Origin of the sequence: Holdemanella sp. MSK.7.32, assembly GCF_024460475.1 — a bacterium.
Classification (GTDB): Bacteria; Bacillota_I; Bacilli_A; order Erysipelotrichales; family Erysipelotrichaceae; genus Holdemanella.
This window is the reverse complement of the sequence record NZ_JANFYN010000053.1, coordinates 1-13,537: the sequence shown is the minus strand read 5'-3', so window position 1 is coordinate 13,537 and position 13,537 is coordinate 1. Positions and strand designations below refer to the sequence as shown.

Genomic DNA, 13,537 nt, shown 5'->3' with positions numbered 1-13,537 from the left:
CCATCAATACCACGCATATTTGGTGTGATTGGATCTGTGATTTCATTGACATCATTGCCTTCAAAACGAATGGCTGTTTCTTCCATACCAAGATGGCAATGACTTTCAACTAAACCAGGAAATACGTATAGACCATTTAGATCTTGTACATCTTCTCCTTCATCAGCTGTCAAATCTTTTCCTATTTGTGTAAATACACCCTTATCGATTTTAAAATCACCTACAAAAGGGTCTTGTTCCATTGTATAAATGGTTGCGTTTCTAAATAACATATAATCACCTCTAGAGTCTATTGTATCACGTAATGAAAAATATTACATGTAAGATGAAAATAATTTGTAAATAAAACTCATTTGTCTTTCACAACCTTATTCTATATAATGACTTGGGTGAGTTTATGACAAAGAAAAAGAGAAAAGTAAATACGAAACGAATCGCAATTGTCGCGTTGATTCCTGTCGTTTGTATCGCATTATTGATTGCGAATTTTACAAGTATTCGTTTGAGTATTAAAGGGTATCACAAAGAAGATAAAAAGGTTGTATTAAAATTAGAGAAGGAAGATATTAAAGACATCTTGCAGTATGATCAAATCATTGATATTTCAAAGTGGGATAAAGTAAAAAATGATGCACATTACTTGTTGTATGATGAGTATTACAGGGCTTCTAAAAAGAGCGTAAAAAAAGTGGTGTATTATATTGACTCTTACTATGAAAGAATGGAAGATTTGAATTACTTAGGATATACAAAGAATGTTTTGTTTAAGAATTCAGATCTGTACACAATATCAAACTTGGATACATTGATTTCCGCCAATGTTCCATATAAAAAGGCTAAGAAATATTTGGCTGTTAAAGGGGCACAAATTCAAGACATCAAAAAATATGTAGATTCTGGGTTAAGCCCATTAAAGGCAGTTTTACATGTGTCTTATCCAGGAATTGATTCAAGTAAACGAGATGATCGTACATATACTATTGAGGATCCTGCAAATATGTTGGTTTTAATTAAGAATGGTTTTAGTGTTCCAAGTGATTATGTACCAAGTGATTTAAGAGATGTGAATATTCCTTATGAAAGTGAAGTTGGACAATTAAGAGATGAAGCGGCAACTGCCCTTGAAAAGATGTATAAGGATGGCTTGAAACAAGGCTATAGTATTGCGATTAAGAGTTCGTATCGTTCTTATGACACACAATTAGCAGTATATAATGAATATTTTGCGATGTATGATGCAGCTTATGCGGCAAGTCTAGTTTCGATTCCAGGATCAAGTGAACATCAATGCGGATTGAGTGTGGATCTAACAAGTCAAAGTGTAATGAATGGAGAATATGGAACATTTGGTGAAGCACCAGACTATAATTGGGTTGAACAAAATGCCTATAAATATGGATTTATTTTACGCTTCCCAGAAAATAAGGGAGACCGTACAGGAGCTACCAATGAGCCATGGCACTTTAGATATGTAGGAAAAGAAGCAGCTAAAGAAATTCATGATAAGGGATGGATCTTAGAGGATTATATTGAACATCATGGATTTGCATATAATTTGCGTTTGAATTGACGTATATAAAGGAATTAGTTTAAACTGACTGTGGTGATGATCATGTGGTTAGGATTACTAATTCCTTTTTTTGGAACGACTTTGGGCTCAGCCGTTGTGTTCTTTATCAAAAATAAAAAGAATGAACTTTTATCTAGATGCTTTTCCGGTATTGCCTCGGGTGTCATGGTGGCTGCAAGTATTTGGTCTTTGTTGATTCCAGCGATGGAACAAGAAAAGAATATCTTGGTCATTGTGCTTGGCATATTCTTAGGAGCTTTATTACTTCTTTTCTTAGATTGTATTGTTCCTCATATGCATCCTGGAACAAATGATGAAGAGGGAAAAGAATCGCATTTTAAGAAAACGACAAAGTTAGTCTTTGCGGTAACTTTGCATAATATTCCAGAAGGTATGGCTGTTGGCATAGTACTAGCACAAGCGATTCAAACAGGAAGTATATATGCGGCTTTAGCTTTATCCATTGGGATTGCGATACAAAATTTTCCGGAAGGAGCCATTCTTTCTTTACCCTTAAAGAGCAATGGCTGTTCAAAACATAAGGCGTTTTTGATAGGTTCATTATCGGGTATTGTTGAACCTATATTTGGTTATGTCACAATTTTATTTTCAAATTGGATCCTACAATATCTACCGTTTTGTTTAAGTTTTGCGGCAGGAGCCATGTTGTTTGTGGTGATTGAAGAACTTGTTCCTGAAATGGCTCAAGGAAAACATTCGAATCTTCCAACAATTTCTTTCTTGTTCGGATTTTGTGTGATGATGGTATTGGATGTAGTTTTAGGATAAGCTTTCATTTTTTTCAGAAAAGAGTTAAAATTATTTTACATTATGTAGAAGACCAATATGGAATTCTGCATTTTCTTTTGGAAAGGGTGAAGGCGTTGGAAAGCACAGATTTATTAAAGGGAAGTATATGGAAATCAATATTGATATTTTCTTTACCATTACTGGTTGGGAATTTATTTCAACAATTATACAATACAGTCGATTCTTACGTGGTAGGAAACTATGTCAGCTCACATGCCCTTGCAGCTGTAGGACAATCCACTTCCATTATTAATATGTTGGTTGGATTCTTTATGGGATTATCAACAGGTGCTGGTGTTGTGATTGCACAATATTTTGGAGCCAAAGAAACAAAAAAGATGCAGGATTCGATTCATACATCTTTAGCTTTAACTTTAGTTTTATGTGTCTTATTCACAATATTGGGTATTGCTCTATCTAAACCCATTTTAGTCATGATTGGTTCGCCTAAAGAAGTTTTACCTTTGGCTGTGATTTATCTTCAAATTTATTTTGCGGGTGTATCCTTTTCATTAATTTATAATATGGGAGCCGGTATTTTAAGAGCTTTAGGGGATAGTAAAAATCCGTTGATTTACTTAGTTGTATCCAGTCTAGTTAATATTGTGCTAGACTTTGTGTTTGTGATCTACTTTCATTTAGGTGTTGCTGGTGTGGGTATTGCGACAACTTTGGCACAACTCGTTTCTGCCATTTTAGTCATGCATGAATTGATGCATACAGATAAAGAGTATAAGGTATATATTTCTAAGATTCGTTTTTCAAAGCCCATTCTATCAAGAATTATTTCAATAGGAATTCCGGCAGCTCTACAAAATAGTATTGTTTCTTTTTCCAATGTGATTGTTCAATCGTACATTTCTAAATTTGGATCGGCTGCTGTTGCAGGGTATAGTACAACGACAAAACTAGATGGTTTCTTGCAGCTTCCAATTCAAAGTTTCTCGATGGCTATCACAACGTTTGTGGGACAGAATTATGGGGCTCAAAACTATAAGCGTGTAAGAAAAGGCTTATATACAACATTATTGATGTGTGAAGTAATCATCGCATTAGGCGCTTTCTTGATTTATACAAATGGAGAGTTCTTAGTCGGATTATTCTCACAAGATAAAGATGTGATTGTAGCTGGTGTGACTATGATTTCTGTCTTTGCGCCAGGCTACATCTTCCTTCCTCTATCCCACATTACGGCAGGTGCATTGAGGGGAGTCGGATTATCTAAAGTACCAATGTATTCGATGATTTTATGTTTCGTTATTTTAAGACAGGTCTATTTATTTGTGGCAACACAATTTAGTTCTGAATTAATTACTGTATTCTTGGGATGGCCACTGACATGGATTGTAAATGCAGCACTATTGATGGGGTATTATCATATATATTCAAAGAAATTAGTAAGAGGCGATATTTATTAATCGTCTCCTTTTTTATACCCCCTATAAAATGGGGAGTGGGTATAAAGGGTATAAAAGGCAGCAAGTCAAGATGTATATAGTAACATTATTGATTAGAGAATTACTGTTATGGAAATGAAAAAAGGACAATGAAATAGTGTCGTATAAAAATTCTATAAGAAATTGCATAAGCAATGTAATATTACTTCTTTTTCATTTAATTGATTTATCGTGGAGAAAATACAGAAATGGATACGATTCAGTACTTAAATGTTGAAGACTACTTAAAAAGTTTGTAGAAAACAAGGTAAGGGGCGAGATTTAGTAGAGTCTCGCCTTTTTTCTTTGTTTCGAATTGGGAATATTTAATTCCTTTCGATATTTTGATATGGTTCTTCTTGATGCGTAGAGTTCCATATTTTCGAGTTCTTCTACAATTTCTTCATCTTGTAGAGGATTTTCTGGATTTTCCACTTCAATCAATAATTGAATGGCTTTTTGAATAGAGTCTTTACTGCTTCCTTTGTGTGTCTTTGAAATAAATAAATCTTTTACAGGATACATATGATCATTAAATTCATAATATTTATCACTCAGAGTTCTAGAAACGGTTGAAATCGAGTAGCCAGATTCTTGAGCAATTTCTTTAAGTGTGCATTCTTTTAAATCATCTTGAAATAGAAAATAATTCTTTTGATGTGTGATCAATATATTTGCGAGTAAAAGAATGGTTTTGTTTCGACGGTTGATACTATCTATATAAAACTTAGCTTCATTTAAATATTTTTTAGCTTCTTTTGACAATTTTACTTCTTCACAATGAAGCGATAGATTTCCCATTTCTTTGGGGATGATTTTTAATTGATCTTCATCAATTTCAATTGTGAATTCAGGTAAAGCTAAATTTGTCGTACTTTCTGTGTCATATTCACTGCAAGGAAATGGATTGCACTCTTGCATGTGTGCTAATTCATCAAATACGGATTCATAAGGTATATCTAAAGATTCAGAAATTGTATAAAAATCTTTTTCTTCAAGTTCTTTTGAATAATTCTTTAAAATAGTGTATGCGATTGTATAGCCTTTTTCTTTTAATTGAATCATTAAAGAATCAATACTGTTTTTAGCGGCCACACCAATGGGTTCAAAGGTTTGAATGAAAGAGAGTGTTTCTTCAAACTGTGTTTTAGTACATTTTAAGTCCGATAGGACAGTTTGGATTTCTTGATCAAAGAAGCCATGACTATCTAAGGATTCAATAATATAATGGGCAATGGGTTCATTGTATTTTTTAGTGCTTGTATGCAGCTGTAAATAAAGTTCATCCTTTAGACTTGGCTTGTTGGAAATGCCTGCTTCAAGATATTGTTGGATATCTTGACTTGGAGTGTATTCTAAAAAGGGATTATTTTGACTGACATTATATAAAAGATCGGATAAAGTCTGTCGATCTTTACTTAATATTTCTAGATGCGACTTTAAACCTGTTGTCATGTGGAGTGTTTGTTTGTAGGTATGTGTATAAATCAAATCTTGTTTCATATGTATATATGTTATACCATATTATGGTATAATAATTCAAAAAAAGTGGAGGGTAACATGATAGAAAAAATATTGGCATATATTTTGGCATGTTGTAATAATAATGAATTTGAACAAACAACAGTTGCCTTGATAAGTGAAAATTTAAAGATTAGCCGCTCACAGGTTTCTGTTGTATTAAATAAATTAGTAAAAGAAAATAAATTGATTCGCATTGAATCAAAACCGTTTTGTTTCATTTCGGTTGAATATTTGAAAGAAAAGTCAATTCCTTTTAAAGATAGTGTATATGCAAGCTTAGATGATTTATTGTCAAATCAGGAAAAGAAGGATTTTGAAAAACTAGTGGGCATGAATCATTCTTTGGCTCAAACGGTTAAACAATGTAAAGCTACCATTTCATATCCTCCTAATGGGTTGCCTATGTTACTTTATGGACCTACGGGAACGGGTAAGTCTTTAATTGCAAAACTTACGTATGAATGGGCTAGAAACCATGGGGTTATTGCCAAAGATGGACAGTTTGTGCAGGTGAACTGTAGTGAATATGCGAACAATCCTGAATTATTAACAGCCAATCTATTTGGTCATGTCAAAGGTGCTTTTACAGGTGCTGAAAAAGATAATGAGGGTTTGATAGCTTTAGCTGATAATGGTGTTTTATTTTTGGATGAGGTGCATGAATTAAAGGCGGAATGCCAGGAAAAGTTGTTCTTGTTTATGGATCAAGGTATTTATCATCGTGTGGGTGATAATGAAAAGTGGTATAAGTCTAATGTTCGTATCGTGTTTGCGACTACAGAAAATCCGGATAAAGTGTTGTTAAAAACATTAATGCGACGTATTCCGATGACAATCACCATTCCTAGTCTTGAACAAAGAGGTACGCAAGAGCGTATTGAGTTGTTGTATGATATTTTTAGTCGGGAAGAAAAACGTTTAGATTGTCAGATCAAGATGAGTAGCAAAGTGTATAATGCGCTGTTACAAAGTAAGATGCCAGGTAATATTGGTCAATTAAAGAGTAGTGTGCAGTCTTGTTGTATCAATTCTTTATTTGATAAGGTCAATGATGAATTAGTGATTCATTTGGACAGTTTGCCTAAAGATCTTTTACAGCAGGTTTATGCGAATCAAAAAACGGTCTTGGACGATGATGAATATATATATGTGGATGATTTACAAGGATACTATAATGGTACAAAAGAAATTCTTCAATTAAATGATAGCTTGTTGGCGTGTTATCGAAAATATAAAGAGGAACATACTAGCTTGTCGGATTTTATGGCAAAAGAAAAGAATTATGTTCAAAAATATTTTGATAACTTGATCTTTAGAAAGAAAGAATCGAGTCAGGTCGATTATTATAATCGTGGTGTGCAGCATATCTTTAACTTGATTGAATCGCGGTATGGATTAAAAATCACAAATAATGAAACGTTAGCTATCGCATCTTATTTAGATGAGATTCATCATGAATATCATGATTTAAGAAGCTGGTTTTTAAAACATGAAGAAGAGTGTGATGATTTATATCAATTGTTGCAAGAAGAATTTTTTAGAGCGACCAATGTATCTCTAGAAATTTGTGCGTATTTAAAGTCCTATCTAGAAATGGATATGTATTCCATTATTATTTGTACATTTATCTTCTATGTTTATAATGTACAAAAAGATTCAAGGCTTTCTCAAAAAGCAGCCGTTGTACTATCACATGGTTTTTCTACAGCTTCTAGTATTGCGGATGCCGCTAATCGTTTTTTAGGACAATATATTTTTGATGCGCTAGATATGCCTTTATATATTGATACGGCCACAATGATTGAGAAACTGAATCGGCATTTGGATCGTATTGGCAAGGTCAAAGAATTGTATCTTTTAGTGGATATGGGTAGTTTGGAAGATATTTATAAAGGTTTGCATATAGAGAATGCGAATATTGGAATTATCAACAATGTGAGTACTCCAATCGCTTTAGAAATTGGAAATGGAATTCGTAATAATGTAGAGATGGAGAGCATATTACAAAAAACGATTGATGCTTTCCGTGTCAATTTTGCGTATCATATTGAAAAGCACCAACAAAAACAGCCAGTCATTCTATGTTCTTGCGCAAGTGGATTGGGTACGGCCAAGAAATTAAAGTCGATGTTGGAGCAATCTTTTCCAGATGGAATCAATTTAGATGTGAAAACGTTGAATTATTCGGAATTGATTGAATTAGGTAAAAAGAACAATGTATTTGAAGAATATGATGTTTTATGTGTACTTGGAACGTTAGATCCAAATATGGAGGACATTCCATTTGTGGGTATTGAAGATTTGATTATTGAAGATACATTTGGTGATTTCAATCAATACTTCAAGGATTATATGGATGAAGAACAGCTGTCTTTGTTTGATAAAAATATTCTGCATAATTTCTCATTGAGTAATATTATGAATGCACTAACGATATTAAATCCGGCAAAACTATTAGAGCAGGTTGCCAATGCGATTGATGTTTTACAAAAGTATGTTGGTGTTCGTTTCAGCAATCGAACTTGTTTTGGATTGTACGTACATATTTGTTGCTTGATTGAAAGACTTGTTGTTTCAAGAAATGCTGAGTATGATCCAAGCTCGGATTTCTTAAATGAACACAAAGATTTTGTGGACTATGTTAAGAAGGCGTTTAAGCAAGTAGAAGATTTCTATGGTGTAGATATTCCTACAGAGGAAATGATCCATATTTATAATTATGTGAAGAATATTTAGTAAAGATGAGGAAACTCATCTTTTTTTTGTAAACTTATTTCTATGGCACAATATTTGCTTGTATATAAGTGAATGACGTAATACAGAAAGGAGAAAGATGAATGAGTAGAGTAATATTTGCCTCACATGGAGGATTATCTAAAGGAATGAAAGATTCAGTTTCTATGATCGTTGGAGATTTAGCTAAGGATGTAGAAACATATAGCTTGCTTCCTGGACAAAATCCTGAAGATTTTTATCAAGAAGTTTTGAAAGAAGCAAAAGAAAGTGAAGAACAAATTGTAATCTTGTGTGATATCAAAGGTGGAAGTGTTCACACAGCTTTATCTAAACTTGCAGTATTGGATAATGTAATGGTTTTTTCAGGAATGAACATGGGATTGGCATTAGATGTAGTAATGAAAAGCTTGGGCCAAAATCTTGAATTAGCAGATGCGAACGATTTGATTGAAGCAGCTAAAGAGGGAATGACAGTTATGAGTGGTATGACAAGCGAAGATGATGAAGATTTCTAATAGGAGGAGAAAAAAATGATCAAATTATTAAGAGTGGATCACAGATTGTTACATGGTCAAGTTGCTTTTTCTTGGAAAAATGCAGTTGAAGCAGATTGTATCTTAATTGCGTGCGATGCAGTTATGAAAGATGATTTAAGAAAAACATCAATTAAGTTGGCAAAACCAAGTGGTGTTAAATTAGTTATTAAAAATATGGATGATGCAGTAAATGCGATCAACAGTGGTGTTACAGACAAATACAAATTATTGACTGTAGTTGAATCTATTAAGGATGCTGAAAGATTGTGTAAAGAGTGCAACATCAATAAATTAAATCTTGGTGGTACTAAGGCTACTGCTGAAACTCGTAATATTTCAAAGGCAATGAATATTACTCCAGCAGAAGAAACAATTTTAAAAGGATTATGTGAATCAGGTGTGGATGTAACAATTCAGATGGTTCCAGAAGATAGTCCAGTAAACGTAGAGAAAGTATTATAGGAGGAGAAATATGTTATTACAAGCAATTTTACTTGGCTTGGTAGCAATGCTTGGAAATGCTGAATATTTGTTCGGTACAAGCTTGTTGTCAAGACCATTGGTTATGGGAGCTTTGACAGGCGTTGTACTTGGTGATATCCCAACAGGTGTTACTTTAGGGGCAACATTAGAATTAGCATTTATGGGAGCTTTCTCAATCGGAGCTAGTATTCCACCTGAAATGATTTCAGGAACTGTATTAGGAACAGCTTTCACAATCACAACAGGAGCTGGACCAGAAACTGCATTGACTGTTGGTTTACCAGTTGCTTCATTGGTTTTAATCGCAAAGAACGTTGGAATGGTATTTATTTTACCTCCATTTGTTCACAAAGCAGATGCATATGCAGCTGAAGGAAATATGGCTGGCGTTGCGAGAATGCACTTCTTAGGTGGATTCTTCGGTGTTAACTTGATTATCGGTGTTATCGTAGCATGTGGATACTATGCAGGTGGACCTGCTGTACAGGCTTTATTAAATGTAATTCCTGAATGGATCTCAAATGGTTTACAAATTACAATGGGCTTATTACCTGCAATTGGATTTGGCTTATTGTTGATGATGATCATGGACAAAGAAGTTGCATGTTTCTTCTTCTTAGGATTCGCATTAAGCGTATACTTAGGAATTCCAGTAACTGCAATCGCAATTTTTGGAGCTATTATTGCCATCGTATTAACTCAATTACGTAGCAACTCAGCTCAAACAGCTACAGAAGGAGGATTAGACGAAGATGACGACTTCTAATAAATTAACAAAAAAAGAATTAAATCAAGTATTCTGGCGTTCATTCGGAATGGAATGGGACTGGAACTATGAAAGACAGATGAACATGGCATACTGCTACTGTATGTTACCAGTAATCAAAAAATTGTATTCAAATAAAGAAGACCAAATTGCAGCTATGCAACGTCACTTGGAATTCTTCAATACGACTCCTCAATTGTCAACATTGATTTTAGGTATTAGTGCTGCCATGGAAGAAAGCAATGCGAATGATCCAGATTTTGATACAGAAAGTATCAACAGTGTAAAAGTTTCATTGATGGGACCTTTAGCTGGTATTGGTGACTCATTCATCTGGGGAACATTACGTATCATCGCTACTGGTGTTGGTCTATCATTAGCGAACCAAGGAAATATCTTAGGACCTATCTTATTCTTATTGATCTTCAACATCCCTGCTCAAGGATTACGTTATTACTTAATGAACGCTGGTTATAAATTAGGTAGTGGATTCTTGGCTAAAATCCAGGAAAATGGATTGATGTCAAAACTTACTTATGCAGCAAATGTTTTAGGATTGATGGTTGTTGGTGGTATGACTGCTGAAAACGTTTCAATCAAATTCCCATTGGCATTTGGTTCTGGTGATGAAGCAACTACTTTAAATGATGTATTCAACAATATCATGCCTGGTTTAATGCCATTATTATTCACATTATTGGTTTACTACTTATTGAAAAAGAAAAATATTAAGACAACTACATTGTTGTTATTGTGTGTCGCAATCGGATTGATTGGCTCATTCTTTGGTATCTTAGGTTGTTAATAAATTTAATAAATGGAGGAAAAGAAAATGATTAAATTTAATGAACAAGAAAAAATCGATAGCGTAAATGGAGCATTGGCTCTACGCCCTCAAATCAACGAATTCGTGGATGAAATCTGCGAACGTGGATATTCAAACATCTGCTGGTTAGGTGTTGGTGGTACTTGGGCAAGTGCTATGCAGGCTACAGTACACATGAAAGAGATGAGTGCTATTGAAACTTGGGCAGAAAATGCTGCAGAATACTTAACTACAGGAAACAAACGTATTACTAAAGATACAGTTGTTATTATCTCTTCTGTAACTGGAAATACTAAAGAAGTTGTTGATGCAATCAAAAAAATCAAAGCAGAAGTTGGCGCTACAGTTATCTCATTTGTTGATGCTAAAGAAGCTATCTTATTGGACTTAGCAGACTACAAGATTTCTTATCCAATTAACGAACAATTAAAATTCTTCATGGTTGCTGACCGTTTCATGTTCAACAATGGTGAATTCGAGGACTACGAAGATATGTATGCAGAATTCGACAAATACTTAGCACAAGATTTAGTAGAAGTTGAAAAGCAAGCTGAACCATTCGCAATTGAATTCGCTAAAAAACACTGGAATGATGAAATGCACTACTTCGTAGGTGCTGGTAACCAATGGGGAGCAACTTACTCATACGCAATGTGCTACTGGGAAGAACAATTATGGTTAAAAACTAAATCAATCACATCAAATGAATTCTTCCACGGTATGTTCGAAATCGTAACTAAAGAAACTCCAGTTACAATTTATATTGGTGAAGATGCTCAACGTCCATTATCTGAACGTGTTGCTAACTTCATTCCAAGAATTTGTGCAAACTACACAATTATCGATTCTAAAGATTACGAATTAAAGGGTATTAGCGAAAAATATCGTAAACACTTGTCTCACCATGTAATGCATGCTGTAAACAACAGAATTGACGTTCACATGGAAATCGAAACTCGTCACCCAATGGAAATCCGTCGTTATTACAGAAGATTAGAATACTAAAATATAAAGGTGGATTTATTCCACCTTTTATATGTTGTTTAGGGAGGTACATATGGAAAAATTAACAATGCTTGATTATGTGAAAGAAACACCAGGCGTATTAAGAACAAATATTGAACAATACACTGCATTGGTTGAACCATTGATGAAGGAAGTGCAACAAAAAGAAATCAAACGTATTTTGCTTGTTGCTTCTGGATCGAGTCATAATGCTTGTTACTGTGCTCGAAGTTTTGTGGAAAAAGTGAGTGGTTCAGAAGTTAGAATCATTACTCCATATACATTTACGTATTATGAAAATGATATTAAAGAAAACGACTTAGTCTTAGTGGTTACACAGAGTGGTTTAAGTACAAATGCAATTGAAGCATTAAAAATCATTAAGAAAAAACAATGTAGAGCAATTTGTTTAACTGGAAATAAGAATAGTGATGTAAAAGATGTTGCGGATGTTGTGATTGAATATGGTGTTGGCGAAGAATTAGTTGGCTATGTCACAAAGGGTGTTTCCTCACTTGCGCTATTCTTAGATTTATTCGCAATTGCGTATTCTGGTAAGAGTGAATATTTAGAAGAGTTAAAAAAAGCTGTCCATTTAAATGAAGAAATGATTGGTAAGGCTACAAGCTTTATTCAGTTACACTATAAAGAATTCTCATCTATGTCTTGGGTTTACAGTTGTGGAGCGGGAGCCAATTATGGAACAGCACTTGAAAGTGCATTAAAAATGGGGGAAACCATTCACATTCCAAGTTGTTGCTACGAAATTGAAGAATATATTCATGGTCCGAATTTACAATTAACGCCACAATACAATGTGATTTTCTTTGATGGAAACGATGGTGCAAGTCATCGTGTGGAACAAGTATATAAGGCTACACGCAAAGTAAGTGAGCGTGCTTATTTGATTTCAAATAATCCTGGATTAGCGGATGATGATCATGTTTTAAGTTTGAGTGATACTGTATCTAGTGAATTATGCCCACTTGTATATCTACCATTTGTACAACTATTAAGCTTTATTATTTCAAACGACTTACATTCTATTTATCAACATCCTTTATTAAAGGAATTTAAGGCTATTGCGGCTGCAAAAACGGAGAATTTTGTAAATTATGACGGCGATGATTAATACAGTAATTTTTGATATGGACGGATTAATGTTTGATACAGAAACACTTTATATTGATGTATTTGAAGACGTTTGTAAAAAACATGGTCACGCTTTTCCAAGAGAATATTTTTTAGGGATGTTAGGCACAAGTCATTTTGATTATTCGATCTACCGTAAGGAATATCCATGGCTTGAGGATATGCTGGAAATCGCAGATGATGTGTTCACTTCCTATTATGATGAGCGCTTTGCGATTCCGGGTTCTGCCAATAAATATGGTCTTGAAGAATTACATAATTATTTAAAGGAAAAAGGATATAAAATCTGTATAGCCTCTAGTTCAAGTGTTTCTCATATTAAGAAGTTAGTAGGAAACTGTGGATTTGATTTTCAAGCAGATTTGATGCTTTCATCACAAGATGAATATGCGTCAAAGCCAGCTCCCGATTTATTTTTGGCGTGTGCGAAAAAGATGGGAGTAAAGCCTGAAAATTGTATCGTACTTGAAGATAGTAAAAATGGAATTCGTGCTGCTTATAATGCAAATATGCGAAGAGTTTGGATTCCAGATCAAGTCCCATTTAATGAAGAAGACATGAAATATGTTGATCTTCAGTGTAAGAATCTAAAAGAAGTAATCGATATATTAGAAGCAATGTAACGTTGCTTCTTTTCTGTACGACAGGCAGTCGTGCTTATAGTTGATAATCAATCACCGATTATCAACTGTT

12 protein-coding genes and 1 pseudogene are annotated in these 13,537 nt (G+C 34.1%); 11 read left to right on the top strand and 2 right to left on the bottom strand.

Annotated features, from left to right (window positions below):
- A pseudogene (locus tag NE544_RS10440) lies at window positions 1–272 on the bottom strand (amidohydrolase); the annotation flags it as partial.
- Window positions 273–397: 125 nt separating this feature from the next.
- Here NE544_RS10440 and NE544_RS10435 point away from each other — a divergent pair.
- The 3 genes from NE544_RS10435 (at window position 398) to NE544_RS10425 (ending at window position 3,798) form a co-directional block, all read left to right on the top strand.
- Window positions 398–1,570, top strand: a complete 1,173-nt coding sequence (locus tag NE544_RS10435) for a M15 family metallopeptidase (protein WP_118114706.1) — start codon at window positions 398–400, stop codon at window positions 1,568–1,570.
- A 36-nt stretch (window positions 1,571–1,606) separates the two neighbouring features.
- Window positions 1,607–2,359 (top strand): ZIP family metal transporter, encoded by a 753-nt coding sequence (locus tag NE544_RS10430; RefSeq protein ID WP_256269285.1) that lies wholly within the window; start codon window positions 1,607–1,609, stop codon window positions 2,357–2,359.
- Window positions 2,360–2,445: 86 nt separating this feature from the next.
- The gene (locus NE544_RS10425) at window positions 2,446–3,798 is read left to right on the top strand and encodes an MATE family efflux transporter (protein WP_256269284.1); all 1,353 of its coding nucleotides are present in this window, start codon (window positions 2,446–2,448) and stop codon (window positions 3,796–3,798) included.
- A 300-nt stretch (window positions 3,799–4,098) separates the two neighbouring features.
- On the opposite strand, the gene NE544_RS10420 is transcribed toward NE544_RS10425, so the two are convergent.
- Window positions 4,099–5,319: a LacI family DNA-binding transcriptional regulator gene (locus NE544_RS10420; RefSeq protein WP_118114705.1), complete on the bottom strand. Its 1,221-nt coding sequence runs from the start codon at window positions 5,317–5,319 to the stop codon at window positions 4,099–4,101.
- 57 nt (window positions 5,320–5,376) lie between these two features.
- Here NE544_RS10420 and NE544_RS10415 point away from each other — a divergent pair, with 57 nt between their 5' ends.
- From NE544_RS10415 to NE544_RS10380, 8 genes are all read left to right on the top strand, one after another.
- Window positions 5,377–8,076, top strand: a complete 2,700-nt coding sequence (locus NE544_RS10415; protein WP_256269283.1) for a sigma 54-interacting transcriptional regulator — start codon at window positions 5,377–5,379, stop codon at window positions 8,074–8,076.
- A gap of 101 nt (window positions 8,077–8,177) precedes the next feature.
- Complete coding sequence (locus NE544_RS10410) at window positions 8,178–8,591, top strand: PTS sugar transporter subunit IIA (protein WP_256269282.1); 414 nt, start codon at window positions 8,178–8,180, stop codon at window positions 8,589–8,591.
- Window positions 8,592–8,606: 15 nt separating this feature from the next.
- Complete coding sequence (locus tag NE544_RS10405; protein ID WP_003864241.1) at window positions 8,607–9,074, top strand: PTS sugar transporter subunit IIB; 468 nt, start codon at window positions 8,607–8,609, stop codon at window positions 9,072–9,074.
- Between the two features lie 10 nt (window positions 9,075–9,084).
- On the top strand, window positions 9,085–9,861 hold the full coding sequence (locus tag NE544_RS10400; protein WP_117923706.1) for a PTS sugar transporter subunit IIC: 777 nt from the start codon (window positions 9,085–9,087) through the stop codon (window positions 9,859–9,861).
- Window positions 9,848–10,666: a PTS system mannose/fructose/sorbose family transporter subunit IID gene (locus NE544_RS10395; RefSeq protein WP_256269281.1), complete on the top strand. Its 819-nt coding sequence runs from the start codon at window positions 9,848–9,850 to the stop codon at window positions 10,664–10,666. The genes NE544_RS10400 and NE544_RS10395 overlap by 14 nt, the downstream gene beginning before the upstream one ends.
- A 27-nt stretch (window positions 10,667–10,693) precedes the next feature.
- Window positions 10,694–11,692: an SIS domain-containing protein gene (locus tag NE544_RS10390; protein ID WP_181979228.1), complete on the top strand. Its 999-nt coding sequence runs from the start codon at window positions 10,694–10,696 to the stop codon at window positions 11,690–11,692.
- Window positions 11,693–11,744: 52 nt separating this feature from the next.
- Window positions 11,745–12,824 carry an SIS domain-containing protein gene (locus NE544_RS10385; protein ID WP_256269280.1) on the top strand — a complete coding sequence of 360 codons (1,080 nt, stop codon included), beginning with the start codon at window positions 11,745–11,747 and terminating at the stop codon, window positions 12,822–12,824.
- Window positions 12,808–13,467, top strand: a complete 660-nt coding sequence (locus tag NE544_RS10380) for an HAD family phosphatase (RefSeq protein ID WP_117923700.1) — start codon at window positions 12,808–12,810, stop codon at window positions 13,465–13,467. Before NE544_RS10385 ends, NE544_RS10380 begins: the two co-directional genes overlap by 17 nt.
- Window positions 13,468–13,537 lie beyond the last annotated feature (70 nt).